This is a genomic window from Streptomyces sp. SLBN-8D4 (genome assembly GCF_049739545.1).
GTDB classification, from domain to species: domain Bacteria; phylum Actinomycetota; class Actinomycetes; order Streptomycetales; family Streptomycetaceae; genus Streptomyces; species Streptomyces canus_C.
In genome coordinates this window covers 3,197,789-3,222,104 of the sequence record NZ_JBMGQC010000001.1, presented here as the reverse complement: position 1 = coordinate 3,222,104, position 24,316 = coordinate 3,197,789, and the positions used below count along the sequence as shown (strand labels likewise).

Below are 24,316 nucleotides of genomic sequence, written 5' to 3'. Positions count from 1 at the left end.
GTGACGCGCATTACTAACCGGTCACACAGCCCTTCACGAGCGCTAGTGTCCGCCGCAGAGGCAACGTAAACAGGGCGTAAGGCGTTTCAAAGGGGAGTCGCGACAGTGGCACGGAAGCTTGCCGTCATCGGCGCCGGCCTGATGGGTTCCGGCATCGCTCAGGTATCCGCACAGGCGGGCTGGGACGTGGTCCTGCGGGACGTCACCGACGAGGCGCTGAAGCGCGGTACCGACGGTATCAAGGCTTCGTACGACAAGTTCGTGAGCAAGGGCAAGCTGGAGGCGCACGACGCCGACGCGGCCCTCGCCCGGATCACCGCGACCACCGACCTGGACGCGGCCGCCGACGCCGACATCGTCGTCGAGGCCGTGTTCGAGAAGCTCGAAGTCAAGCACGAGATCTTCCGCACGCTGGACAGGATCGTGCGCCCGGACGCCGTACTGGCCTCCAACACCTCCGCGATCCCGATCACCAAGATCGCGGCGGCCACCGAGCGCCCGGAACGGGTCGTCGGGGTGCACTTCTTCTCGCCGGTGCCGATGATGCAGCTCGTCGAACTGGTCCGCGGCTACAAGACGAGCGACGAAACCCTCGCCACCGCGCGGGAGTTCGCCGAGTCCGTCGGCAAGACCTGCATCGTCGTCAACCGGGACGTGGCGGGGTTCGTGACCACCCGTCTCATCTCCGCCCTCGTCGTCGAGGCGACCAAGCTCTACGAGTCGGGCGTCGCGACCGCCGAGGACATCGACCTCGCCTGCAAGCTGGGCTTCGGCCACGCCATGGGACCGCTCGCCACGGCGGACCTGACCGGCGTCGACATCCTGCTGCACGCCACCAGCAACATCTACACCGAGTCCCAGGACGAGAAGTTCGCCCCGCCGGAGCTGATGCGCCGGATGGTGGACGCCGGTGACATCGGACGCAAGAGCGGGCAGGGCTTCTACAAGCACTGACGGCTTTTCCGTCCCCGTAACCGCACAAGCCCCTCTGGTTTCACCCTGAGGGGTGAATTCGGTATCGGTTCGCTTACAGACGGCAACCTCCGACCGCCCTGCGCAGTCAGAGGTGTCATCACTGGACATCAGATTCGTGGAGTACTACAGGCACTCTCGGGGAGCGCATATGTACATCAGGGGCGACCACGCCGAGCTGGTCGTCGGGGGCCGCCTCGACGTCCGCAGCGCGGCGGACGCCCGTACGGTCCTGCACTCGGCCGTCGACGACGGAGTCGGCGACCTGGTGCTCGACCTGTCCGAGCTGGATTCCTGGGACGCCACCGGTCTCGGGGTGATCATGGGGGCCCACCGCAGGGCCGGCCGCTGCGGCCGCCGGCTGGTGCTGCGCGACGTACCGGCGCAGATGCAACGCCTCCTGGTCGCCACCCGGCTGCACCGGATCCTGGCGATCGAGGGCGGCATCGGCGTGGAGTCGCTGCCCCGCGTCTGACCCGCTCCGACGTGGCGAAACGCAGGCCCCGCGCAATCCTCACGAGACTGTGACGTCTCGGACGGCGCGGTACCCCGGGCTGTCGTAGATACTGTGCGAAGGTTTAGGGTTCGGTCGCCCGCTGTCTGCATCCCTTCCAGCGGGCCCGGACCAGAAGCGACAGCGCGGTGTGCTGCAGGCCGGGAGGGGCCACTGTCGGCACACGAGACGCTTTTGGGGGGCTTGAACCTATGGACCCGAACAGCCGGGGACCTGAGGAGTACGGCCATGACGACGACGGCGGCTCGCCGCGTCAGCGGCCTCCCAGGGACTCCCTCACATCCGAATTCGGCCAGCACACGCCCGCGCTCGCCCGCACCGTGCAGCTCGTCGCGGGTGACTTCCTGCTCACCGTCAACCCCGTCGACGGCAGCGAGATAGAGGCCTGCCCGCCCGGCGAGCGACCCGCCCGCCCCGCGAAGTTCGGTACCGCCGAGCGCGCCGAGGTGGACCGTGCGGCCCGCCCGCCCGTCCCACCCGGACCGACCCGCACCGCCCTGCCGCTCCTGGCCCGCCAGGACGAGCGCGAGCGACTTGTACGGTTGCTCGCCCGCGGCCGCTCGGTACGCCTGACCGGCCCCGCCGGCTCCGGCCGCACCAGCCTCCTCGACCTGGTCGCCGAGGACTGTTCGGACCTCGCCCCCGACGGCGTGGTCCGCCTCACCGGCTTCCACCGCACGGCGACCGAGCTGCTGTACGACCTCTTCTACGCCGTCTTCGACGCGCCCCTGCACCGCCCCGACCGGGACGAGCTGCTCTCCTGCGTGCGGGAGATCGGCGCGGTCGTCGTCCTCGACGACATCGAGTTCGGCGGCGCGGCCCTCGACGAACTGCTCGACGCCACCCCCGAGTGCGCCTTCGTGATCGGCGCGACGCCCGACGTGCCCGCGCCCTCGGCCGACTCCGCCGTCGAGGAGGTCTTCCTCAGCGGCCTGGAGCGCGCCGACGGAGTGGAGCTCCTGGAGCGTTCCGTCGGCCGGGTGCTGACGGAGGAGGAGTCGAACTGGGCGGGCGACCTCTGGTTCGAGTCCGAGGGCCTGCCCCTGCGCTTCGTCCAGGCCGGCGCCCTGCTCAGGCAGCGCGACCGGCTGCGGGCCGGGACCAGTGCCGTCGACGAGTTCGGCGTCTTCGCGGACGCGGCCCCCGTCGACGCGCTGTTCGCCCCCGACGAGGGCGAGGAGATTCCCCTGCCCGCGCTCGGCGAGGCCGCCGCCCCCGCTCCGCTGCTCGCCTCCCGGCTGAGCGAGTCCGCACGCGCCACCCTGCGGTTCGCGGTCGCGCTCGGCGGCGAGGTGCCCCACCAGGCCCACCTGCCCGCGCTGATCGGCGACACCCACGCGGACGCCGCCCTCGGAGAGCTCGCGGACTGCGGCCTGGTCTCCCCGGTCGGCTCCCGCTACCGGCTCGCCGCCGGTGTCCTCGCCCAGCTGGAGGCCGCCGGATACGGCGACGACATCGAGAACCGCGCACTCACCGCCGCCCAGCACTACGGCTGGTGGGCCGGACACCCCTCGGTCACCCCCGAGCGGGTGTGCGCGGAGGCCGACGCCCTGCTGGCCGCCCTCGCCGTCCTGGTCCCGGTCACCATCGCGCCCGACGAGGGCGAGGAGGCCGTGACCGTGCAGCTGGCCCGCACGGCGGCGCCCGCGTTCGCCGCCGGCGGCCACTGGGGCGCCTGGGAGCGTTGCCTGCGGGCCGGTTCCGAGGCCGCCCGGCTGGCCGGTGAGGTCTCCGAACAGGCCTACTTCCACCACGAGCTCGGCATCCTCGCGCTCTGCGGCGGACAGCTCGACCGGGCCCGCGCCGAACTGGAGGCCTCCGTCGGCCTGCGCGGCGCCCTCGCCGACAAGCGCGGCACCGTCGCGGGCCGCCGCGCCCTCGCCCTCGTCTCCGACCGGGACGGCAGCGCGGCCGGCCTGGCCGGCCTCGGCGCGACGGCGGGCGAGGAGCTGCCCGACGCCCGGTACGACGAGTCCGCCTCACCGCCCGGGGGAGTCCCCGCGGCCTTCCCGCCGCTCCAGCCGCCGGCCGACTCGCAGACGGTCGTCGTCCACCGCTCGCCCTCCACGTCCGCGCCCTCGCGCAAGGCCCGGGGCGGACTCAAGGGCCTCGCCAAGCGCAACCTCGTCGCGGCCGGCGCGGGCGCGCTGCTGGTCGCGGTGCTCGGCACGGTCGTGACCCTGGGCGCCACCTCCGACAACGACCCGAACGCCCCGTCCGACCAGGTCGGCGTCAACCCGTCGGCCAGCGTCGGCATCGACGACGGCAACCTCGGCGCGGACGTCCCGAAGAGCGACGACGGCAAGGGCGACACTGGCACGGCGACATCCCGTCCGACCGACCCGGGGCCCGACGGTACGTACGGGACCTCGGACGATCCGACGCCCACGGGTGGGGCGGAGCCGTCGGACGATCCGAGCGGGACGAAGGGGACGGGCAGCACGCCGAGTTCGCCGAGGCCGTCGACGTCGAGGCCTTCGAGCCCGTCGAGCCCTTCGGCATCGCCTTCCGGCAAGCCGTCGGGCAGTCCGTCCGGCTCGGCATCACCGTCCGGCTCGCCGTCGGGGTCGGCGACGTCCACCCCGACCGGCACGCCCCCGAGCAACTCCACCTCGGCCAGCGGCCCCGCCTCCAGCGCCCCGGTGGAGACCAGCAGCTCGGCCAGTGCACCGGAGAGCAGCACCGTGAGCTCGCCGAGTGGAGCGGTCATCTGAACAACGCGCGACAACAAGAGGGCCGGTCCGCCCATCGGACCCGGCCCTCTTGTTGACGTAGAAGAAGACGCGCTGTCAGAACAGCCGCAGCTTGTCGTCCTCGATGCCCCGCAGCGCGTCGTAGTCCATGACGTGGCAGCCGATACCGCGGTCGGTCGCGAGGACACGGGCCTGCGGCTTGATCTCCTGCGCGGCGAAGATGCCGCGGACCGGAGCGAGATGGGGGTCGCGGTTCAACAGGTCGAGGTAGCGGGTGAGTTGCTCGACGCCGTCGATCTCACCGCGCCGCTTGATCTCCACCGCGACGGTCTGCCCCTCGGCGTCCCGGCACAGGATGTCGACCGGGCCGATGGCCGTCATGTACTCGCGGCGGATCAGGGTGTAGCCGTCGCCGAGGGTGTCGATGCGGTCGGCGAGCAGTTCCTGAAGGTGTGCTTCCACGCCGTCCTTGATCAGGCCGGGATCCACACCGAGTTCGTGCGAGGAGTCGTGCAGGACCTCCTCCATCGTGATGATGAGCTTCTCGCCCGCCTTGTTGATGACGGTCCAGACGCCTTCCTCGTCGCCGGTCCCCTCCTTCAACGTGCAGGGCGGCGACATCCAGTTCAGGGGCTTGTAGGCCCGGTCGTCGGCGTGGATGGAGACGCTGCCGTCGGCCTTCACCAGGATCAGACGGGGGGCCGAGGGCAGGTGGGCGGTGAGCCGGCCCGCGTAGTCGACGGAACACCGGGCAATGACGAGACGCATGGTCGGCAACGCTACTCGACGGGCGCATGTCCACGCGATTCGGCCCGTAAGGCTGTGGAGAAAGCCTGTTCACTTGTGGCCGATTGTGGGCCTGTTGGGAGCGCCCTTTGTTCGCATTCTCCTGGTGCCGTCACCGTCCGTTGCCTACCGTAGTGAACGGGAGGTCGCGAGGCGTGCACTGAGCGTGTCCGGCAGCGCGGACTCCCTCATCTGTCCGGCAACCCCTGAGGAATCAGGGGTGCGAGAGGAGAACCCATGTCGCTCGACGTCTCACCGGCCCTACTCGAGAAGGCCGAGCGAGGCGAGGTCGACGAAGCGGAATTCGTCGACTGCGTCCGGACCTCCCTGCCCTACGCATGGGAGATGGTCAGCTCCCTGGTGGCCCAGCTGAAGGTCGACGGCGGCAACTTCGCCGACAACCAGACGCCCCCGCCGGACGAGCAGGCACGCGGTCAGCTGCTGCGTGCGCTTGCGAGTGACGCGATACGCGGCGCGCTGCAGCGGCACTTCGGTGTGCGGCTGGCCTTCCAGAACTGCCACCGGGTGGCGGTGTTCCCGTTGGACTCCTCCGTCGACGAGACGCTGGTCCGCTTCACCTCGGTGCGCAGTCAGCTGCTGAACCAGTCTCCGGAGTTCCGGGACTGCTGACGCGGCGCCGCTCGCTTGCCGCTCCGTACGCGGGAGGTGCATCAGTACCGGGGCGGCAAGCTCCCGCCGGACAGGGTTGTTCCGTTTCAGGTCAGATGCGGCAGTACTTCCGCACCCAGCCGCCGTACGTTCTCCTCGGTGGCCGCCAGATCTCCCGAGCCCTCGACGAGCAGGGCGAAACGGGAGACACCCGTCCGTTCGCTGGTCGCCGCGAGGCGGTCGGCGGCGAGCCGCGGGGTGCCCACCGGGTGCAGTCCGCAGAGCAGTTCGGTGTAGGCCACCGGATCGCGCATCTGCCGGGCGCGGCCGTCGACCGTGACATGGGCGCCGAGTCCCTGCCTGAGCCAGCCCGGCATCGCCTTCACCAGGGCCTCCACCGCGTCCGTGCGCCGGTCCGCGAGCTGGCAGACACCGGCCGAGACATGAGGCGCGTCCAGCACCTTCTCGGGCGCGTGTCCGGCGGCGCGCGCCTGCCTGCGCCACAGGGCGACCATCTCCGCCTTCTCCTCGTCCCCGACATGCATCCCGAGCAGCATCGGCAGACCGCGCTCGGCGGCCAGCCGAACGCTCGCCGGGGAGGTGCAGGCGACGACGACCTCGGGACCGTCGACTTCCGCGAGCGCCTCCGACGGCCGCGGGACGACCGGCACCTCGCGGAAGCGGAAGCGCTCGCCGGCCGCCCCGACGGACGGCTGGCGCAGCCAGCGCACCAGCAGATCGAGTGATTCCGGGAAGCCCTTCTCGTACGCCTCGAGACCCGAGCCGAACACCTCCAGGTCGACCCACGGACCGCCGCGCCCGACGCCCAGCGAGAAGCGCCCGCCGCTCGTCATGTGCAGCAGCGCGGCCTGCTCCCCGAGGGCCACGGGGTGCACCGTGGGCAGCACGCTCACGGCGGTGCCGACGCGGATACGGCGGGTGCGGCCCAGCAGCAGCGCCGCCAGGGTGATCGCCGACGGACAGGTGCCGTACGGCACGAAGTGGTGTTCTGCCAGCCAGACCGCGTCGAGCCCGGCCTCCTCCGCGACCTCGGCCGAGCGGACCGCGCGGTGCAGCGCCTCCCCCTGGCCCTGCCCCGGGAACTGGGCCGCCAACACGAAACTTCCAACGTGCATGTGCTTTTCCTGCTTCCTTGGCTCCGACACGGAGCTCCCCCACACGGCATAACCGCCTGACACGTGCCGAGGACACGGCCTGGTGGAGAGATTTGCCGATTGTCTGCAGAATGGGTCGCCCCGGAGGGGGACTTGTGGGGGTTGGTGCCCTACGCGTACCCCGCCGCGTGCCGCGTAGGCTGGACGCGGTCCCTGCTTCCTGTATAGCCCCGTGAGGTGCCCTGTGTCCCCGCGTCGCAACCGACCCAAGGGTTCCGGTTCGTCGGACTCCGCCGGCCGGAGTGCCGAGGACGACCGGTCCGGCCGCTACGGCGGCTTCCAGTCGGCCACACACTGGCAGGGCGAGGACTGGAACGTCCGGCATGTGGCGGGGGCGAGCGCGCAGGGCAAGACGTACCGCTGCCCGGGCTGCGACCAGATGATCCCGGACGGCGTCCCGCACGTGGTGGCCTGGCCGGACCACTCGGGGGTCGACGAGCGCAGACACTGGCACAAGGCGTGCTGGAACGCGCGGGACCGCCGCACCACGCGGGTGCAGCGGTCCCGTAACGCGCCGAGGTTCTGAGCCTTCGAAGGGGGCTCCGGAGGCTCCGGGGGCTTCTACACGTCCCGCTTCTCCAGCAGCGCGTAGGCGCCGGCGAACGCGACGGCCGTCACGCCCAGGATGATCCACAGCGGGTCCCAGCCCGAAGGGCCGCTCTCGGTGAGGGAATTGGAGTAGAACACGCTGAGCTGGTTCGGGATGGAGTACTCGAACAGCGCCTGGCGCAGGCCCTCCAGGGACTGCGAGAACATGAACAGCGCGATGACCAGCGGGGCCAGCACGACACCGATCATGACGGTGATCGCGCCCGCCGAGTGCCGGATGATCGAGCCGACGACCAGCGAGAGCAGACCGAGCAGCGCGATGTAGAGCGAGATGCCGACGGTGCCCTTCAGCCACTCCTGACCGGTCGGGTTGCGGGCGCCGTCCAGCAAGGCCACGTCCGCGAGGGCGACCACGAGGACCGAGACGAGGGTGGTCACGAAGGCCACGGTGAAGAACACCACCGCCTTCGCCGCGAGGACCCGGCCGCGGGAGGGGCAGGCGACCATCGTCGTACGGATCATTCCGGTGCCGTACTCCGAGGCCGTGGTCAGCACGCCGAGCGTGATGACGCACATGCTGCCGAGCAGCAGACCGAAGAAGCCGAACGACAGCGGGTTCTCGTCCCGCAGGCTCTCCTGCGAGGCGTTGGCCGCCACCAGCGCGGCGGCCCCCAGCCCGATGCCGATCATGAGCAGCACGAACACGCCCAGCGTCCAGATCGTCGAGCGCACCGACCGGATCTTCGTCCACTCCGAGGCGAGGGCGTGCCCGAGATGGGTGCGCACCACGGGGATCGGCGAGGTGTAACCGGCGTACGACGGCCCACCCGCCGACTGCCAGTTCGGTACGGCGGCCTGGGCCTGCGGCATCGAAGGCTGCGGGGTGCTCATCGGGCGTCCTCGGGCTCGGTCGGGGTGGCGGGGGCGGATGTCTGCGGGGCGGGCGCGGAGGCCGGGGGCTGCGCCGCGGGGGCCTGCGCCGGCGGCTGGGGAAGGCCCTGCGGAGCCGCCGGGCCCGCCTGGGTGTACGGGTGGGGCGCGCCGGCACCGGGGGCGCCGTACGGACCCGCCTGCGCCGGGTCCTGCGGGCCTGCGAACGGCTGCCCGCCCGGCTGGGGCGGCGGCGGGGCGTACCAGCCCGGCTGGCCCTGGCCCGGAACCGGCATGGGCGGCTGCGCGCCGGGCGGGAGGGGCTGCATGAGCCCCGCCTTCTGGTCGATGGTCGAGCGGTAGTCCACCGCGCCCTGCGTCATCCGCATGTACGCCTCCTCCAGGGAGGCCTGGTGCGGCGACAGCTCCCACAGGCGTACGTCCGTGTCGTGCGCGATGTCGCTGATGCGGGGCAGCGGCAGCCCGGTCACGCGCAGCGCGCCGTCCTGCTCCGGCAGGACGTGCCCGCCCGCCTCGGTGATCGCGGCCGACAGCTTCTCGCGCAGCTGGGGCTCGGTGTCGGGCGTCCGCACGCGCGCGAAGCCCGCGGAGTTCGCGGCGATGAAGTCCTGGATGCTCATGTCGGCGAGCAGCTGCCCGCGCCCGATGACGATGAGATGGTCCGCGGTCAGCGCCATCTCGCTCATCAGGTGGGAGGAGACGAAGACCGTACGGCCCTCCGCCGCCAGCGCCTTCATCAGGTTGCGCACCCACAGGATGCCCTCGGGGTCGAGCCCGTTGACCGGCTCGTCGAAGAGCAGCACCTGGGGGTCGCCGAGCAGCGCGGCCGCGATGCCGAGCCGCTGCCCCATGCCGAGCGAGAAGCCCTTGGAACGCTTCCTGGCCACGTCCTGGAGGCCGACCACGCCCAGCACCTCGTCCACCCGGCGGGCCGGGATCCCGGACAGCTGGGCCAGGCACAGCAGGTGGTTACGGGCCGCCCGCCCGCCGTGCACGGCCTTGGCGTCGATCAGCGCACCGACCTGCCGGGCCGCGTTGGGCAGCCTGCGATACGGGTAGCCGCCGATCGTCACCTGCCCCGACGTGGGGTTGTCCAGGCCGAGGATCATCCGCATGGTCGTCGACTTGCCCGAGCCGTTGGGGCCCAGGAAGCCGGTGACGGTGCCGGGACGCACCTGGAAGGAAAGGTTGTACACAGCGGTCTTGTCGCCGTAGCGCTTGGTCAGGCCGACTGCCTCGATCATGCTCCGCACCCATCGCAAGGTTCAGGACAGCGGGGCGCACGCCCCCCGTAAGGGTTAGGAGCTTATCGGGGCGCTGACGGTTCCGCTCAAATGAAAGCAAAGGCCTTTCGCGTCACGCGTCCCTCTTCTTCAACAGGACATAGGCGCCGATCAGCGCCACCGCCACCCACAGCGCCATGATCCCGAGCCCGCCCCAGGGGCCGTAGGGAGTGTCGTCGTCGATCGGGGTGACCACCTGCATGATCCTGCTGCCGGCCTGGTCGGGCAGGAACCGGCCGATCTTCTTCGTCGCCGAGACGTTGCCCAGGATGTTGGAGATCAGGAAGAAGAACGGCATCAGGATGCCCAGCGACAGCATCGGCGAGCGCAGCATCGCGGCGACGCCCATCGAGAACATCGCGATGAGGGTCATGTAGAGGCCGCCGCCGATGACCGCGCGCAGCACCCCGGTGTCACCGATCTCCGCCCTGTGCGAGCCGAGCATCGCCTGCCCGAGGAAGAAGGTGACGAAGCTGGTGACGAGACCGACGGCCAGCGAGAGCCCGGTGGCGACGGCGATCTTGCTCGCCAGGAAGGTGCCGCGCTGCGGCACGGCGGCCAGCGAGGTGCGGATCATGCCGGTGCTGTACTCGTTCGAGACGACGAGCACCCCGAACACGATCATCGCGAGCTGCCCGAGGCTCATCCCGGCGAAGCTGATGAACGTCGGGTCGAAGGAGAGCTTGTCCTGCCGGCTCATGTTGTCGAACTCGTTCTTCGACAGGGCCGAGATCAGGATGCCGAGCCCGATGGTGACGACCACGGCGAGGGAGAGCGTCCACACCGTGGAGGCCACCGACCGGATCTTGGTCCACTCGGAGCGGATGACCTGGGTCGCCGCCATGGTCACTTCCCCTTCCAGTCGTTGCCCCACGGCTGCTGCCGCGGTGCCTCGACGGGTGTGTCGCTGTGGGCGTGGTACTCGACCGACTCGGCGGTCAGCTGCATGAACGCCTCCTCCAGGGAGGCCTGTTGGGGGCTCAGCTCGTGCAGCACGAGCTGGTGCTGGGCGGCCAGCTCGCCGATGTACTCGGACTTGCTGCCGTCCACCTCCAGCGAGCCGTTGCCGGTCTCCACGACGGTGACCCCGGCCGCGTGCAGCACGTCCAGCAGCCGCTCGCGCTGCGGAGTGCGGATCCGGACGTAGGACCGCGAGTTCTGCGCGATGAAGTCGGCCATGGAGGTGTCGGCGAGCAGCCGCCCCTGGCCGATGACGACGAGGTGGTCGGCGGTCAGCGCCATCTCGCTCATGAGATGCGAGGAGACGAAGACCGTACGGCCCTGCGCGGCAAGGGACTTCATCAGGTTGCGGATCCAGTGGATGCCCTCGGGGTCGAGCCCGTTGACCGGCTCGTCGAACATCAGGATCCGCGGATCGCCGAGCAACGCGCCCGCGATGCCGAGCCGCTGGCCCATACCGAGGGAGAACCCCTTGGCCTTCTTCCTCGCTACGGCGGTGAGACCGACCGTGTCGAGGACCTCGTGCACCCGCTTCGTCGGGATGCCGTTGCTCTGCGCGAGGCACAGCAGGTGGTTGAAGGCGCTGCGCCCGCCGTGCATGGCCTTGGCGTCCAGCAGGGCGCCGATGTACGTCAGCGGGTCCTTGAGCTGGTCGTAGTGCTTGCCGTCGATACGGACGTCCCCGGCGGTGGGACGATCCAGGCCGAGCATCATGCGCATGGTGGTCGACTTACCGGCCCCGTTGGGACCCAGGAAGCCCGTGACGATGCCCGGTCTGACGGTGAAGGTCAGGTTGTTGACCGCCACCTTCTCGCCGTACCGCTTCGTCAGGCCCGCCAGCTCGATCATGCGGACCACGCTAGGGGGCGGGTTCGGCAGATGCCAATCGTGCGGGCAAACGGAGACCGACGAGAAGGGCACAAATGCGCCACCCGGGGGGAGAGCCGAAAGCAGTAGGGGTCAAGATCACGTCACCCGGGCGGGGCCCCGGTGCGCCAGTGCCTCCGGACACGGCAAAGGCCCGCACCTGTCGGGGGTGAAGGTGCGGGCCCTTGGTGCCGTCAGGCGGTGTTACCGGGACTGCTGGGCCGGAACCCCACGGGAGATCGGCTCGTCGTCGGCCGGGGTGCCGGCGGCGGCCACCGCGGCGCCCGTGAGCGTGGCGAGCATCTCGCGGACGTTCGTCAGCTGGGCGTTGATCGAGTCGCGACGGTTCGTCAGAGCCGCGAGCTCACGCTCGGATTCCGAACGGATGCGGTCGGCCTTGGCGTTGGCGTCGGCCACGATGTCCTCGGCCTGGCGCTGCGCGGTCTCCACCGTCTGGCGGGCGCGGCGCTCGGCGTCGGTGCGCAGCTTCTCGGCCTCCAGGCGCAGCTGCTCCGCGCGGTGCTCGATCTCCGCGAGACGCTTCTCCGCCTTCTGCTGACGCGAGGCCAGGTCGCGCTCGGACTGCTCCCGGCGCTTGGCGAGGTTCGTCTCGAAGTCGGCGGCGGCCTGCGCGGCCTTGGCGCGGGTCTCCTCGAAGAGGGCGTCCGCCTCCTCACGCTTCTGCTGCGCGTCCTTCTGCGCCTCCTGACGGAGCTGAGAGGAGTCGCTCTTGGCCTTCTCGACGATCCGGACGCCCTCGTCCTCGGCCTTGGACTTGCGCTCCGCAGCGAACGATTCTGCGTCGTTGCGGACCTGCTGGGCCGCCGACTCGGCGAGTTCGCGGTGCTGCTCGGCCGCGCGACGGGCCTCCTCGCGCAGGTCCTTGGCCTCCTCCTCGGCGAGGCGGAGGATCTTCTCGACACGCGCGCCGAGGCCGGCGTACGACGGCTCGGCGTCGCTTACCTGAGCCTGGGCGTTCTGCGTCTCGAGGTGGAGCTCCTCGATGCGCTTTTCCAGGGCGGTGATGCGGGAGAGAGCGCTGTCACGGTCGGAGACGAGCTTGGAGATCCGTTCGTCCACCTGAGCGCGGTCGTACCCACGCCGCACAAGCTCGAAGCCGTAGGGGGAAGTGTCGCTCATGGGGTTCCTGTCAAATGAGACCGGTGAGGTGATAGGGGGAATCCTAGGGGCCGAAGCGGTGTGTCATCGAGCGGATACGTGTTTGATCTGGAGAATGACACCCCTTTTGAGTGGCTAACCCTCGGACGGCTTGCCAAAAACTTGGTCAAAGGCCCCAGACGGCACCGGATTCCGACCAGTCGGTCAGCTGTCCGACGGCTTACCTGAACGAGGGGCGCCGACCGTGGCGCCCGCCTTGACGCCGCCGTCCTTGCCCGCCGATGGGGCCTCGAAGGACTCCAACGCCTCCAGGACGTCCTGGACACGGGAGATCTCGGTGTTGATGTCCTCGCGGCGGCGGACGAGGACCTCCAGCTCGCGCTTGCCCTCCTCGACCGTGCGCTTCGCCTCGCGGATCGCCTCGGCCTTGAGCTCCTCGGCCTCCCGGACCAGCGTGGCCTTCTTCTGCTCGGCCTCCTTGAGGAGCCCCTCGGCCTTCTTGACCGCGGCGATGCGCACCTTGCCGGCCTCCGAATTGGCCTCCGAGACCAGCTCCTTGGCCTTCGCCTGCGCCTTCCCGAGCTGCTCCTCCGCGGCCTTGATGAGCGCGTCGCAGCGGTCGCCGGTCGACTTCATGGTCTCCGCGGCCTCACGGCGGGCCCGCTCGTGCAGCGCCTCGATCTCGCCCGTGATCCGGTCGCGCAGCTCCTCCGCACGCTCCCTTATGGCGGTGGCGTCCCGGCGCGCGCCGACGAGCAGCTCGTCCGCGTCCGTACGGGCCTTCTCCACACGCGTGTTGCCCTCGACCGTCGCCTCGGACACCAGCCGGTCGGCCTCATGGCGGGCCGCGCCCACCATGGTGTCCGCCTGCGCCTCCGCGTCCGCGGTGGTCTTGAGCGCCTGCTGCTGCGCCTCGGTGAGAAGCTTGTCCGCCTCCGCGGCGGTCTCCGTGATGAGCGTGTCGACCTGCTCGGCCGCCTCGGAACGCCGCTTGTTGGCGTCCTTGCGGGCCTCGTCGAGGGTGCGGTCCGCCTCCGCGCGCGCGGAGTTGACCAGTTCCTCGGCCGCGGCCGCCGCGTCCGCCCTGACCCGCTCGGCCTCGCTGCGGATCCGCTCCGCGTGCTGCTGCGCCTGCCCCACCGTCTGGGCGGCCTCGGCCCGCAACCTCTCGGCGTCCCCGCTGGCCTCCCCGATCAACTGCTCGGCCTGGGCGGCCGATTCGGCCCGCACGCGCTCCGCCTCGGCGACCGTCTCCGTCCGCAGCCGGTCGGTGTCGGTGATGGTCTCCGCGGTGAGCCGCTCGGCCTCGCTGCGCGCCTCGGTGATGAGGGCGTCGGCCTGCCGCGCCGCGTCCGAGCGGATGCGGTTGGCGTCCTCGCGGGCGTCCGCCCGGGTACGGGAGGCGTCCTGGTCGGCCTGGGCGATGGCGTCCGAGGCCTCGGTGCGGGCCCGCTGGGCGAGCTCGGACGCCTCCGAACGCAGCCGCTCCGCCTCCGCGATCGCGTCCGAGACGGTGCGCTCGGCAAGGGACTTGGCGGCGTCCGTCTCCTCGGCGGCCTCGCGCCGGATCCGGGCCGCGTCCTCGCTGGCCCGCTCCCGCTCGGAGTAGGCGTCCGAACGGACCCGGTCGGCCTCCTCCTGGGCCTCGCGCCGGGTGCGCTCCGCCACGTGCTCGGCGGCGCTGCGCAGCCCGGTGATCTCCTCCTGCGCCTGCTCGTGCAGACCGGCGACCGAGTCCCGCACCTGCTGGGCGTGCTGCTCGGCGGCCGACACCATCTCGGTGGCCCGCCGGTCCGCCTCCTCGACCAGCCGTACGGCCTCGGCCTGCGCCTCCTCGACCCGGTTACGGGCCGAGGCCAGCAGCTCCTCGCTCTGCTCGCGGGCCCGCTCACGCTCCTGGTCGGCCTCCTGGCGGGCCGAGCCGAGGTACTCCTCGGCCTCGCGGCGGCGCCGGTTGGCCTCCTCCTGTGCGGCGGCCAGCGTCTCGGTCGCCTCCGCGGCGATCCGCTCGGCGGCGGTCTGCGCCTCCGCCCGGACCCGGTCCGCGGTGTCCTGGGCCTCGGTCTTGAGACGCTCCGCCTCGGCGGCGGCCTCGGAACGCAGCCGTACGGCGACGGCCTCGCCCTCGGCGCGGGAGGCGGACGCGTCGGACGCGGCCTCGGTGCGCAGCCGGTCGGCCTCGGCCTCGGCCTGCTGCTGGAGGGTGCGGATCCGCTCGGCGGCCTCGCCGCGCAGCCGGTCGGTCTCCTCGGAGGCCTCGCGGCGGATCCGCGCGGCCTCCTCGCGGGCCTCGGTCAGGGCCTGCTCGGCGGTGGCGAGACGCTCCTCGGCCTCGGTGCGCAGCCGGGTCAGTTCCTCGGCGGCCTCGGCACGGCGTGCCTCTATGGCCCGCTCGGTCTCCTCGCGCAGCTCGTCCGCGGCCCGCTCGGCGGCGGCTGCGATCTCCTCGGACAGTGCGACGGCCTCGGCGCGCTGCCGCTCGGCCTCGTTGCGGGTGCGCTCCAGGGTGTCCTCGGCCTGCCGGCGCAGCGTGGTGGCGCGCTCGATGGCCTCGGTGCGGACCTTCTCGCTGTCCGTGGTGGCGGTCTGGCGCAGCTCGTCGGCGTCCGCCTTCGCCTTGGAGAGCAGCTCCTCGGCGGTCTTGGCCGCCTCCTCGATCTGCTGGACGGCCTCCTTGCGGGCCTCCGCGCGGATCTTCTCGCCCTCGGCGACCGCGTCGGAGCGCAGCTGCTCGGCCTCGCCGCGCAGCCGGCGGGCCTCCTCCTGCAGCTCGACCGTCTTGGCGCGGTACTCCTTGGTGTCGTCCTTCGCCGTGCCCTTGAGCTGCTCGGCGATGTCGTGCGCCTCGGCGCGCAGCCGGTCCGCCTCGGTCTCCGCCTCACGGCGGATCCGCTCGGCCTCCTCGGCGGCGGCTTTGGTGGTCCGCTGCGCGTCCTCCTGCGCCTTGTTGAGGACGTCCTCGGCGGTCTTGGCCGCCTTGGACAGCTGGGTCGCGCTCTCCTCGGCGGTGAGCGTGCGGGCCTTCTCGGCGGCCTCGGTGACGATCTTCTCGGCCTCGGCGCGGGCGTCCGCGACGATCTGCTCGGCGGCCTCCTTGGTCGCCTCGGCCTCCTGGCTGGCCTCGGTGACCAGCCGGGCGACCTGCTCCTTGGCCGTACGCGTGCGCTGTTCGTTGGCCGACTCCGCGCTCGTGAGCGCCTTCTCGGCGGCCGACTTCGCCTCGCTGAGCACCTTCTCGGCCTCGGCCTGCGCCTTGCGCAGCGCCTCCTCGGCCTCCGCCATCCGCTGTTCGGCGGCCCGGCTCAGCTCGGTGGCCTGGCGGCGGGCGCTGTCCGACTCGGTCGCGGTGGACGTGCGCAGCTGCTCGGCGTGGTCGGTGGCCTCCTGGGCCTGCGTGGAGGCGGTCTCCAGGAGCCGCTCCGCGTCCGCGCGGGCGCGGCGCAGCAGCTGCTCGGCCTCCGCGCGGGCCGCCTCGGCCTCGCTCTGCAGACGCTGGCGAGCCTCGCTGGTGACCCGCTCGGCCTCGGCACGGGCGGCCGCCATGGCCTGCTCGGCCTCGGCGCGGGACTCCTCCAGGAGCCGTCGGGCCTGCGACTCGCTGCGGGCGCGCAGCTGCTCGGCCCACGCCACGTTCTCGTTGACGTGCGACTCGACGGTCTGCCGGCGCTCGGCCAGCTCCTGGTCGAGCTGCTGGCGACGGGTGACGGCCTCCTGGTGCAGCTCCGCCTGCAGACGCGCGGCCTGCTCGGCGTGCTCCTGGAGGATGCGCTGGGTCTGGGCGCGGACCTGGCTCAGCTCGCGCTCGGCGTCCTGGCGCAACTGGTCGGCCTGGATCTGCGCGTTCCGCAGCAACTGCTCGGCCTGGTAGCCGATGTCACCGCCGCCGAATTCGGGCCGGGACATGAGGGTGCGCCGCGCCTCGTGCAACTTGGCGCGCAGCACCTCGACCTGGTAGCCGAGGTCGTCGGCGTGCTGGATCGCCTTTTCCCGCTCGGTCTTCAGCCGCTCCATCTCGGCCTCGAACCGAGAGAGGTGGTCGACGTCAGCCGCCGGCTCTCGCTCCTGGCGTTCGTAGCCCCGCACTGCGCGGTCCCATCCGTCCCCTGGTCGCAAGTCTCTCCAAACGAGCCCCGTCCATCCGCCGAACGGGGCCCCCGGGGAATGGTGTCAGATCAACGACGGAGCATGGGCTGCTGCCCGTCGCTCGTCCCCCGAAACCCGGACCCCGGAAAGCGGCCACCCCCCTTCCGGGAGCGACCGCCCCCAACCCTACCGGCCCATATGTACGAGGGTCAGTGCTCAGGTGACTCAACAGGCGCCGAAGTGACCAGTTCTGTCAGTACGCCGTGACAATCCTTCGGGTGCAGGAAGGTGATCCGTGACCCCATGGAGCCGCGTCGCGGCTCCTCGTACAGGACGCGTACGCCCTTGTCCTTGATGTCCGCGGCGTCCTGGTCGACGTCCGCCGTACCGAAAGCGATGTGGTGGACACCCTCGCCGTTCTTGTCCAGCCACTTGGCGACGGTCGAGTCGGGGCGGGTCGGCTCCAGAAGCTGCAGGTAGGAGGCGCCGCCGTCGGAGGTCTCGTTGATCTTGAGCATGGCCTCGCGCACGCCCTGCTCCTCGTTGACCTCGGAGTGGAACACCTCGAAGCCGTACGTGGCCCGGTAGAACTCGACGGTCTTGTCGAGGTCGAAACAGGCGATCCCGATGTGGTCGATTCGCGTCAGCATGTAGTCAGTGCAGCGCTCGCGAAACGGTTACGCAACGTGCGCGCGATCACACCGACGGGGCGATGACGGCACGGAGTGCCACTCAGTACCTTTGAAGTAAACCCTCGTTCACTCCTCGGCAGTGCAGCCGGTAAGGGGATCGCAGCTCATGTCTGGATCGAACAGCACGACCTCGGTGATCGTCGCGGGCGCCCGAACGCCCATGGGGCGGTTGCTGGGCTCGCTGAAGTCCTTCTCCGGAGCCGACCTCGGCGGCTTCGCGATCAAGGCCGCCCTCGACCGTGCGGGAATCGGTGGCGACCAGGTGCAGTACGTCATCATGGGCCAGGTGCTCCAGGCCGGAGCGGGCCAGATCCCGGCCCGCCAGGCCGCCGTCAAGGCCGGCATCCCGATGAGCGTCCCGGCGCTGACCATCAACAAGGTGTGTCTGTCGGGCCTCGACGCGATCGCGCTGGCCGACCAGCTGATCCGCGCCGGCGAGTTCGACGTGATCGTCGCGGGCGGCCAGGAGTCCATGACCAACGCCCCCCACCTGCTCCCGAAGTCCCGCGAGGGCTTCAAGTACGGGGCGATCGAGATGCTCGACGCCATGGCGTACGACGGTCTGACCGACGCCTTCGAGAACATCGCCATGGGCGAGTCCACGGAGAAGCACAACACCCGCCTCGGCATCCGGCGCCCCGAGCAGGACGAGTTCTCCGCCCTGTCCCACCAGCGGGCCGCCGCCGCGCAGAAGAACGGCGTCTTCGAAGCCGAGATCACCCCCGTGGAGGTCCCGCAGCGCAAGGGCGAGCCGGTCGTCTTCAGCAAGGACGAGGGCATCCGCGGCGACACCACCGCGGAGTCCCTGGGCAAGCTGCGCCCCGCGTTCGCCAAGGACGGCACCATCACCGCAGGCTCCGCCTCGCAGATCTCGGACGGTGCGGCGGCCGTGGTCGTGATGAGCAAGACCAAGGCGCAGGAGCTCGGCCTGGAGTGGATCGCCGAGATCGGCGCCCACGGCAATGTGGCGGGCCCGGACAACTCCCTGCAGTCCCAGCCGTCCAACGCGATCCTGCACGCCCTCAAGAAGGAGGGCCTGGAGGTCTCCGACCTCGACCTGATCGAGATCAACGAGGCCTTCGCCGCGGTCGCCGTCCAGTCGATGAAGGACCTCGGCGTGTCCACCGAAAAGGTGAACGTGAACGGCGGCGCCATCGCCCTCGGCCACCCCATCGGCATGTCGGGCGCCCGGCTCGTCCTGCACCTCGCCCTGGAGCTCAGGCGGCGCGGCGGCGGGGTCGGCGCGGCGGCCCTGTGCGGCGGCGGCGGTCAGGGTGACGCGCTCGTCGTGCGGGTACCCAAGGCCTGAGTTCTCCTTCGTAGGACTGTAGGACCTCGCTGTGAACGGAGCTGTGATGCAGGACGTCTCCACCCTGGTGGCCCAGGCCAGGGAGGGCCGGCCGCGGGCCGTGGCCCGGCTGATCTCCCTCGTGGAGGGGGCGTCCCCGCAGCTCAGGGAGGTCATGGAAGCGCTCGCCCCGCTCACGGGCAACGCGTATGTGGTGGGCCTGACGGGCTCGCCCGGGGTGGGCAAGTCGACGTCCACCTCGGCCCTGGTGACCGCCTACCGCAAGCAGGGCAGGCGGGTCGGCGTCCTGGCCGTCGACCCGTCCTCGCCGTTCTCCGGCGGCGCCCTGCTCGGCGACCGGGTCCGCATGTCGGAGCACGCCTCCGACCCCGGCGTCTACATCCGCTCCATGGCGACCCGCGGCCACCTCGGCGGCCTCGCCTGGGCCGCCCCGCAGGCCATCCGGGTCCTGGACGCGGCCGGCTGCGACGTGGTCCTGGTCGAGACGGTCGGCGTCGGCCAGTCCGAGGTGGAGATCGCCTCCCAGGCGGACACCTCCGTGGTGCTGCTCGCGCCGGGCATGGGCGACGGCATCCAGGCCGCCAAGGCCGGAATCCTGGAGATCGGCGACGTGTACGTCGTCAACAAGGCCGACCGCGACGGCGCCGACGCGACCGCCCGCGAGCTCAACCACATGCTGGGCCTCGGCGAGTCCCGCGCCCCGGGCGAGTGGCGCCCGCCGATCGTCAAGACGGTCGCCGCCCGCGCTGAGGGCGTCGACGAGGTCGTGGAAGCCCTGGAGAAGCACCGCGCCTGGATGGAGGAGCGCGGCGTCCTCACCGAGCGCCGCCGCGCCCGCGCCGCCCACGAGGTCGAGACGATCGCCGTCACCGCCCTGCGCGAACGCATCGACGACCTGCACGGCGACCGGCGCCTGGACGCCCTCGCGGAGAAGATCGTCGCCGGCGAGCTGGACCCCTACCGGGCGGCCGACGAACTGGTCGAGGGTCTGACCCGGGGCTGAGCCCCTCGGGACGGCACAGGGTGCCGCGTCCGCCGCGCAGCGGCCGACTCAGGCGTCGTCGTCGCGGTCCTGCGTGACCTTGCCCGAGTCGGGGGCGACCTTCCACTCGCCCTGCCTGCCGTCCTTCACGGTGTCCGCGCTCCAGGCCACGGTGCCGTTGTCGTCGTCGAGGCCGACCTCCGTCACCGTGCCCTTCGCGGCGGCGGCCAGTGCGGCCTCGCGGGCGTCGGTGTGCGCGCCCTTCACCGCGGCGAGCTCGGCGCGGTCGTCGGCGTCGTGGTCGTCCTCGGTGTCGCGCTGGGTGCCGAGGACCTTGCCGGTGTCCGGGGCGATCCGCACCTCGTACCCGGAGCCGTCGCCCTTGACGACGGTCACCTCCCACACGTCGGCGCCGTCGTCGTCCAGGTCGGCGGAGAGGGCCTTGCCCGGGGTGTGCTTCAGGGCGGCCGCGATCGCCTCGGCCGCGGTGACCTGGGCGCTGGTGTTCGCCTGGCGCCGCGTCGCCGTCGCCTCGTCGTCCCCCGCCGCGAAGGCCGCGACGGTGCCGCCGGTGACCAGCGCGGCGGCGGTGAGGGTGGCGATGACGATGTTGCGCTTCATGAGGATTCCTCCAGAGCAGGTCTGTTTCGTTCTGCCTCGTCGGCGTTCGACGACGACCAAGCTGCCGGAGGCGAGCTGAAGCGGCCCTGAAGCCTCCTGAAGGCGCCTTCAGGTTCGCTTTGCGAGGCTGTGCACATGCGCCTGCTGATCGTCGAGGACGAGAAACGACTTGCCCTGTCCCTCGCCAAGGGCCTCACCGCCGAGGGCTACGCCGTCGACGCCGTCCACGAAGGCAGGGAGGGACTGCACCGGGCCACCGAGGGGTCGTACGACCTGGTGATCCTCGACATCATGCTGCCCGGCCTCAACGGCTACCGGGTCTGCGCCGCTCTGCGCGCCGCCGGCCACGAGGTGCCGATCCTGATGCTCACCGCCAAGGACGGCGAGTACGACGAGGCCGAGGGCCTGGACACCGGCGCCGACGACTACCTGACCAAGCCCTTCTCCTACGTCGTCCTCGTGGCCCGGATCAAGGCCCTGCTGCGGCGGCGCGGGACCGGGGCCTCCCCGGTGCTGGAGACCGGGGCGCTGCGGATCGACACCGCCGCCCGCCGGGTCTTCCTCGACGGCACCGAAGTCACCCTCACCGCCAAGGAGTTCTCGGTCCTGGAACAGCTCGCGCTGCGGGCCGGCGAGGTGGTGTCCAAGGCGCAGATCCTGGAGCACGTCTGGGACTTCGCGTACGACGGCGATCCCAACATCGTCGAGGTGTACGTCAGCACCCTGCGCCGGAAGCTGGACGCGGGCCTCATCCGGACCGTCCGCGGCGCCGGGTACCGACTGGAGACCGGCGGATGAGGCGGCTGTTCGGCTCGGTCCGGGCGCGGGCCACGCTGGCCGCGACCGCGGTGGTGGCCGTGGCCCTGGTCGCCGCGGGCGCCGTCGTCCTGCTGTCGCTGCGCAGCAACCTCGCGGGCCAGGCGGACACGGCCGCCGACGGCGCCGCCCGCAACGTGGCGTCGCAGATCGCGCAGGGCGTGCCGTACCGGGAGCTGGATCTGGACGGGGACCACCCGGCCCAGGTGGTCGACCGGGACGGGCGGGTGCTCGCGGCGAGCGAGGACCTGGAGGCGATCAGCGGTACCGGCGTGCGCGGGGTCACGCCCGTGGCCCGCCCCGACGCGCGGCCGGACGGTGACGGGGACGACGCCGAGGCGGGCGAGGTCGGCGAGGTCACCTGGCACGGCCAGGGCCGGGCCACCGTGGACGGGGAGAGCATCGCGTACCGGTTCGCCCAGGTCGAGGTCACGGACCGCGGCGACAGGACGGTCCTGGTGTACGCCGGGGCCTCGCTCGAGGCCCAGCGGGACGCCGTGCACACCGCCGCCACCGTCATGCTCGTCGGCCTGCCCGTGCTGCTCGCGGTGGTCGCCCGGGTGACCTGGACGGTGACGCGCCGGGCGCTGCGCCCGGTCGAGGCCATCCGCGGCGAGATGGCGGCGATCACCGCCTCCGAGGACCTCGCCCGCCGCGTCCCGGTGCCGGACACCCATGACGAGGTGGCCCGCCTCGCCCGCACCACCAACGAGACCCTGGCCGCCCTGGAGACCTCCGTCGAGCGCCAGCGCCGGTTCGTCGCCGACGCCTCGCACGAATTGCGCAGCCCGATCGCCTCACTGCGAACCCAGCTCGAAGTGGCCGCCGCGCACCCCGAGTTGCTGGACCTGGACGGAGCGGTCGAGGACACGGTACGGCTCCAGCACCTGGCCGCGGACCTGCTGTTGCTGGCCCGCCTGGACGCGGGGGAGCGGGTCGCGGACACGGGGGTCGAACTGGCGGCGCTGGTACGGGAGCGGGCCGCCGGGCGGCCAGGGGTGACCGTGCGGGCGGAGGCCGTGGAGGTGACGGGGTCCCGGGGGCAGTTGGAGCGGGTGCTCGACAACCTGCTGGACAACGCACGGCGGCACGCGAGGTCGGCGGTAGTGGTGACGGTACGACGGGACGGGGACCGCCGCGCGGTGGTCGAGGTCGCCGACGACGGGGACGGGGTGCCGGCCGGGGACCGGGAGCGCATCTTCGAGCGGTTCGTCCGGCTGGACGAGGCACGGGCCCGGGACGACGGGGGCGCCGGACTCGGTCTCGCCATCGCCCGGGACGTCGCCGCCCGGCACGGCGGCACGCTCACGGTCCGGGACACGCCGGCAGGCGGAGCCCTGTTCGAACTCCGCCTGCCGATCGCCTAGCCGTGTCCCGGTGTCAGGGACGTCCCCGGTGCCCCCGCAGGTGCTCCGCGATGGGCTTCAGGGCCTTGTCCAGCTCCCTCAGGGACTCGGGCGGCACGAGGTCGATGAAGTGCCTCCGCACAGACGCCACATGATGCGGCGCGACCTTCTTCATCGTCTCCATGCCGTGCTCGGTCAGGACCGCGTACAGGCCGCGGCGGTCGGACTCGCAGTTCTCGCGCCGGACCAGGTCCGCGTTCTCCATGCGGGTGATCTGGTGCGAGAGCCGGCTCTTGGACTGGAGGGTGGCGGACGCGAGGTCGCTCATCCGCATCCGTACGCCCTCCGACTCGGAGAGATTGACCAGGATCTCGTAGTCGTTCATCGTCAGTCCGAACGGCTGAAGGTCCCGCTCGAGCTGATACGTCAACAGCCTGTTGACCTCCAGGTGGGTGCGCCAGGCGCACTGCTCCGCATCGGTCAGCCAGCGCGTGGCCGTCTCGGTCTCCATAAATGCAGTCTACCTAAAAGGTTGAAAGGCGAACTAATGAGGGTCATGTGACGGCGTGCACACGTTCGACGTCACACTCCGCAGACTACCGCTCACAGCCCGAAGCGACGCTGGAGGTCCCCCAGCTGTCCGGGAAGGCGCGGTGCGCCCGGCTGCTGCGGCTGGCCTGCGGGTCCCCCGTAACCGCCGGGTACTCCGGGCTCGGACGGAACCACCCCGGTGGCCTGCTCGGCCATCAGGACCTCCGTCGACTGGAGCAGTACGGTGCCGGCCCCCACGAACTCGAACTGGTGCTCTTCCCCGGAGGCCCCGCCGAGGCCCGTCATCGCACGTAGACCGCCCATCAGACCGGCCATGTAGCCGTGGTCGTAGTGATGGCACGGCGAGGGGCAGTCCGCCCAGCCCACAAGCGCTTGCGGGTCCACCCGGATCGGGGGCTCCATGAACACCACGGGACCGTTCGAGGCGGCCACGAACTTTCCGGTTCCGATGAGGGTCAGGAAGCCGGGCACGATCGACTGCTTCAGCGCGAGACTTGGCTGAAAAGCGAGCAAGTTGCCGGAGCGAATGGTCAGGTTGCCGTCTTCGAGGTCGTACGAGTTCACGTCGAAGGCCCGGTCGGCGAGGAGCATCTTGCCCGAGCCCTGTGCCACGACCCAGTCGCTCGCGTGCAGAGGCGAATGGAACGACGTGCGGACGAGACCGTCCAGGCGGCCGTGTCCGATGCCGTTGAAATCCATCTGCCCGTAGTAGGCGATCATCTTCCCCTTCTGCAGGAACCACTGGCTCCCCTTGAGCTCCACGCAGAAGGTGTAGTTGTTGACGTTGTCGTCGGACGGCAGCGTCATCGGGTCGTACACGGTCGGGCCCGCGCCCGGGTAGTGGCTCACAGCTTCTCCTCGGACGCCTGCACGTACACCACGCCGTTCCCGCTGAGCTCCAGCTGGAAGGCCTCGCCGGAGCCGCGGCCCACCATGTCGCGCCAGCCGAGCGCCGTCGACAGCTTGTTGCGGACGTCGCCGTGGTGGGCGACGTAGGCCTGCGGGTCGACGTGAACCGGGCGCTGCGGGGTGATGGGGACCTCGAAGACCCCGCCGTGGGCCATCACGGCCACCGAGCCGTGGCCCTTCAGCGTGGTCGTGAACAGGCCCTGGCCGCTGATCTGGCCGCGCACCATGCCCATGACGCCACCCTGGGAGCCCATGAACATGGTGCCCTGCTGGAGGGTGCCCTCGAAGGCGAGCAGGCGGTCCGCCTCGACGAACAGGGTGTCGCCGGAGAGGTTGACGACCGTGACGTGGTGGCCGCCGTGTCCGAAGAGCACGGTGCCGCTGCCCTCGACGGTCATCAGGGGCGTGTCCTCGTTGGCCACGCGCCGGCCGATCATCGACATGACGCCGCCCTGGCCGCCCTGGATGTTGGGCGTGAAGGACACCTCGCCCTTGTACGCCAGCATCGCGCCGCGCTGGCTGAACAGGCGCTGGCCCGGCAGGACGGTCGCCTCGACCATCTTGGAGTTGATCTCGCGGAAGGGCATG

Annotated in this window: 22 protein-coding genes; 9 read left to right on the top strand and 13 right to left on the bottom strand. The window is 71.2% G+C overall.

Going from position 1 to position 24,316, the window contains the following annotated elements; genetic code table 11:
- The first annotated feature begins 105 nt into the window (after positions 1 to 105).
- From RKD20_RS14060 to RKD20_RS14050, 3 genes are all read left to right on the top strand, one after another.
- Complete coding sequence (locus RKD20_RS14060) at positions 106 to 954, top strand: 3-hydroxyacyl-CoA dehydrogenase family protein (RefSeq protein ID WP_424878030.1); 849 nt, start codon at positions 106 to 108, stop codon at positions 952 to 954.
- Between the two features lie 169 nt (positions 955 to 1,123).
- A complete protein-coding gene (locus tag RKD20_RS14055) occupies positions 1,124 to 1,447 on the top strand; it encodes an STAS domain-containing protein (protein WP_007384738.1) in 324 nt (107 codons plus the stop codon).
- 230 nt (positions 1,448 to 1,677) lie between these two features.
- A complete protein-coding gene (locus RKD20_RS14050) occupies positions 1,678 to 4,200 on the top strand; it encodes an ATP-binding protein (RefSeq protein WP_424878029.1) in 2,523 nt (840 codons plus the stop codon).
- A gap of 75 nt (positions 4,201 to 4,275) precedes the next feature.
- Here the strand turns inward: RKD20_RS14050 and nucS are convergent, their stop codons facing one another.
- Positions 4,276 to 4,947, bottom strand: a complete 672-nt coding sequence (gene nucS / locus RKD20_RS14045; RefSeq protein WP_424878028.1) for an endonuclease NucS — start codon at positions 4,945 to 4,947, stop codon at positions 4,276 to 4,278.
- A 255-nt stretch (positions 4,948 to 5,202) separates the two neighbouring features.
- Here nucS and RKD20_RS14040 point away from each other — a divergent pair, with 255 nt between their 5' ends.
- Positions 5,203 to 5,595 (top strand): SCO5389 family protein, encoded by a 393-nt coding sequence (locus tag RKD20_RS14040; RefSeq protein ID WP_326664248.1) that lies wholly within the window; start codon positions 5,203 to 5,205, stop codon positions 5,593 to 5,595.
- A gap of 86 nt (positions 5,596 to 5,681) precedes the next feature.
- Here RKD20_RS14040 and RKD20_RS14035 read toward each other — a convergent pair whose 3' ends face one another.
- A complete protein-coding gene (locus RKD20_RS14035; RefSeq protein WP_424878027.1) occupies positions 5,682 to 6,710 on the bottom strand; it encodes an LLM class flavin-dependent oxidoreductase in 1,029 nt (342 codons plus the stop codon).
- Between the two features lie 223 nt (positions 6,711 to 6,933).
- On the opposite strand from RKD20_RS14035, the gene RKD20_RS14030 reads away from it, so the two are divergent.
- Positions 6,934 to 7,275: a hypothetical protein gene (locus RKD20_RS14030; RefSeq protein WP_020122755.1), complete on the top strand. Its 342-nt coding sequence runs from the start codon at positions 6,934 to 6,936 to the stop codon at positions 7,273 to 7,275.
- A 35-nt stretch (positions 7,276 to 7,310) separates the two neighbouring features.
- Here the strand turns inward: RKD20_RS14030 and RKD20_RS14025 are convergent, their stop codons facing one another.
- From RKD20_RS14025 to mce, 7 genes are all read right to left on the bottom strand, one after another.
- Positions 7,311 to 8,189: an ABC transporter permease subunit gene (locus RKD20_RS14025; protein WP_424878026.1), complete on the bottom strand. Its 879-nt coding sequence runs from the start codon at positions 8,187 to 8,189 to the stop codon at positions 7,311 to 7,313.
- The gene (locus RKD20_RS14020) at positions 8,186 to 9,433 is read right to left on the bottom strand and encodes an ATP-binding cassette domain-containing protein (RefSeq protein ID WP_424878025.1); all 1,248 of its coding nucleotides are present in this window, start codon (positions 9,431 to 9,433) and stop codon (positions 8,186 to 8,188) included. Before RKD20_RS14020 ends, RKD20_RS14025 begins: the two co-directional genes overlap by 4 nt.
- Before the next feature lie 112 nt (positions 9,434 to 9,545).
- A complete protein-coding gene (locus RKD20_RS14015) occupies positions 9,546 to 10,316 on the bottom strand; it encodes an ABC transporter permease (protein WP_028808509.1) in 771 nt (256 codons plus the stop codon).
- A 2-nt stretch (positions 10,317 to 10,318) separates the two neighbouring features.
- Entirely contained in the window at positions 10,319 to 11,281 is a 963-nt protein-coding gene (locus tag RKD20_RS14010; protein ID WP_424878024.1) for an ABC transporter ATP-binding protein, read from the bottom strand.
- 222 nt (positions 11,282 to 11,503) lie between these two features.
- A complete protein-coding gene (locus RKD20_RS14005) occupies positions 11,504 to 12,439 on the bottom strand; it encodes a cellulose-binding protein (RefSeq protein WP_391175865.1) in 936 nt (311 codons plus the stop codon).
- Between the two features lie 183 nt (positions 12,440 to 12,622).
- Positions 12,623 to 16,501 carry a polarized growth protein Scy gene (gene scy, locus RKD20_RS14000; protein WP_424878023.1) on the bottom strand — a complete coding sequence of 1,293 codons (3,879 nt, stop codon included), beginning with the start codon at positions 16,499 to 16,501 and terminating at the stop codon, positions 12,623 to 12,625.
- A gap of 209 nt (positions 16,502 to 16,710) precedes the next feature.
- Positions 16,711 to 17,151, bottom strand: coding sequence for a methylmalonyl-CoA epimerase (mce, locus tag RKD20_RS13995; RefSeq protein ID WP_007384751.1), 441 nt, complete (start codon positions 17,149 to 17,151; stop codon positions 16,711 to 16,713).
- A 148-nt stretch (positions 17,152 to 17,299) separates the two neighbouring features.
- On the opposite strand from mce, the gene RKD20_RS13990 reads away from it, so the two are divergent.
- Both RKD20_RS13990 and meaB read left to right on the top strand, forming a co-directional pair.
- Positions 17,300 to 18,502 (top strand): acetyl-CoA C-acetyltransferase, encoded by a 1,203-nt coding sequence (locus RKD20_RS13990; protein WP_424878022.1) that lies wholly within the window; start codon positions 17,300 to 17,302, stop codon positions 18,500 to 18,502.
- A 46-nt stretch (positions 18,503 to 18,548) separates the two neighbouring features.
- Positions 18,549 to 19,505, top strand: coding sequence for a methylmalonyl Co-A mutase-associated GTPase MeaB (gene meaB / locus RKD20_RS13985; protein ID WP_020122746.1), 957 nt, complete (start codon positions 18,549 to 18,551; stop codon positions 19,503 to 19,505).
- 48 nt (positions 19,506 to 19,553) lie between these two features.
- Here meaB and RKD20_RS13980 read toward each other — a convergent pair whose 3' ends face one another.
- Positions 19,554 to 20,105, bottom strand: coding sequence for a PepSY domain-containing protein (locus tag RKD20_RS13980; protein ID WP_424878021.1), 552 nt, complete (start codon positions 20,103 to 20,105; stop codon positions 19,554 to 19,556).
- Between the two features lie 135 nt (positions 20,106 to 20,240).
- On the opposite strand from RKD20_RS13980, the gene RKD20_RS13975 reads away from it, so the two are divergent.
- Both RKD20_RS13975 and RKD20_RS13970 read left to right on the top strand, forming a co-directional pair.
- Positions 20,241 to 20,903 carry a response regulator transcription factor gene (locus RKD20_RS13975; RefSeq protein WP_424878020.1) on the top strand — a complete coding sequence of 221 codons (663 nt, stop codon included), beginning with the start codon at positions 20,241 to 20,243 and terminating at the stop codon, positions 20,901 to 20,903.
- Positions 20,900 to 22,288, top strand: a complete 1,389-nt coding sequence (locus RKD20_RS13970; RefSeq protein WP_424878019.1) for a sensor histidine kinase — start codon at positions 20,900 to 20,902, stop codon at positions 22,286 to 22,288. The genes RKD20_RS13975 and RKD20_RS13970 overlap by 4 nt, the downstream gene beginning before the upstream one ends.
- 13 nt (positions 22,289 to 22,301) lie before the next feature.
- Here RKD20_RS13970 and RKD20_RS13965 read toward each other — a convergent pair whose 3' ends face one another.
- The 3 genes from RKD20_RS13965 to RKD20_RS13955 all read right to left on the bottom strand — a co-directional run bounded on the left by RKD20_RS13965 (position 22,302) and on the right by RKD20_RS13955 (position 24,315).
- Positions 22,302 to 22,778, bottom strand: a complete 477-nt coding sequence (locus RKD20_RS13965; protein WP_020122742.1) for a MarR family winged helix-turn-helix transcriptional regulator — start codon at positions 22,776 to 22,778, stop codon at positions 22,302 to 22,304.
- Between the two features lie 92 nt (positions 22,779 to 22,870).
- Positions 22,871 to 23,668, bottom strand: coding sequence for an AIM24 family protein (locus RKD20_RS13960; protein ID WP_424878018.1), 798 nt, complete (start codon positions 23,666 to 23,668; stop codon positions 22,871 to 22,873).
- On the bottom strand, positions 23,665 to 24,315 hold the full coding sequence (locus tag RKD20_RS13955; RefSeq protein WP_020122740.1) for an AIM24 family protein: 651 nt from the start codon (positions 24,313 to 24,315) through the stop codon (positions 23,665 to 23,667). The genes RKD20_RS13960 and RKD20_RS13955 overlap by 4 nt, the downstream gene beginning before the upstream one ends.
- Position 24,316: the final 1 nt, after the last annotated feature.

Excerpts from the sequence above, each read along its gene's own strand:
- RKD20_RS14055 (WP_007384738.1), top strand. The coding sequence starts at position 1,124 with ATGTACATCAGGGGCGACCACGCCGAGCTGGTCGTCGGGGGCCGCCTC.
- RKD20_RS14050 (WP_424878029.1), top strand. The coding sequence starts at position 1,678 with ATGGACCCGAACAGCCGGGGACCTGAGGAGTACGGCCATGACGACGAC.
- nucS (WP_424878028.1), bottom strand. The coding sequence starts at position 4,947 with ATGCGTCTCGTCATTGCCCGGTGTTCCGTCGACTACGCGGGCCGGCTC.
- RKD20_RS14040 (WP_326664248.1), top strand. The coding sequence starts at position 5,203 with ATGTCGCTCGACGTCTCACCGGCCCTACTCGAGAAGGCCGAGCGAGGC.
- RKD20_RS14035 (WP_424878027.1), bottom strand. The coding sequence starts at position 6,710 with ATGCACGTTGGAAGTTTCGTGTTGGCGGCCCAGTTCCCGGGGCAGGGC.
- RKD20_RS14025 (WP_424878026.1), bottom strand. The coding sequence starts at position 8,189 with ATGAGCACCCCGCAGCCTTCGATGCCGCAGGCCCAGGCCGCCGTACCG.
- RKD20_RS14020 (WP_424878025.1), bottom strand. The coding sequence starts at position 9,433 with ATGATCGAGGCAGTCGGCCTGACCAAGCGCTACGGCGACAAGACCGCT.
- RKD20_RS14015 (WP_028808509.1), bottom strand. The coding sequence starts at position 10,316 with ATGGCGGCGACCCAGGTCATCCGCTCCGAGTGGACCAAGATCCGGTCG.
- RKD20_RS14010 (WP_424878024.1), bottom strand. The coding sequence starts at position 11,281 with ATGATCGAGCTGGCGGGCCTGACGAAGCGGTACGGCGAGAAGGTGGCG.
- RKD20_RS14005 (WP_391175865.1), bottom strand. The coding sequence starts at position 12,439 with ATGAGCGACACTTCCCCCTACGGCTTCGAGCTTGTGCGGCGTGGGTAC.
- mce (WP_007384751.1), bottom strand. The coding sequence starts at position 17,151 with ATGCTGACGCGAATCGACCACATCGGGATCGCCTGTTTCGACCTCGAC.
- RKD20_RS13990 (WP_424878022.1), top strand. The coding sequence starts at position 17,300 with ATGTCTGGATCGAACAGCACGACCTCGGTGATCGTCGCGGGCGCCCGA.
- meaB (WP_020122746.1), top strand. The coding sequence starts at position 18,549 with ATGCAGGACGTCTCCACCCTGGTGGCCCAGGCCAGGGAGGGCCGGCCG.
- RKD20_RS13980 (WP_424878021.1), bottom strand. The coding sequence starts at position 20,105 with ATGAAGCGCAACATCGTCATCGCCACCCTCACCGCCGCCGCGCTGGTC.
- RKD20_RS13975 (WP_424878020.1), top strand. The coding sequence starts at position 20,241 with ATGCGCCTGCTGATCGTCGAGGACGAGAAACGACTTGCCCTGTCCCTC.
- RKD20_RS13970 (WP_424878019.1), top strand. The coding sequence starts at position 20,900 with ATGAGGCGGCTGTTCGGCTCGGTCCGGGCGCGGGCCACGCTGGCCGCG.
- RKD20_RS13965 (WP_020122742.1), bottom strand. The coding sequence starts at position 22,778 with ATGGAGACCGAGACGGCCACGCGCTGGCTGACCGATGCGGAGCAGTGC.
- RKD20_RS13955 (WP_020122740.1), bottom strand. The coding sequence starts at position 24,315 with ATGCCCTTCCGCGAGATCAACTCCAAGATGGTCGAGGCGACCGTCCTG.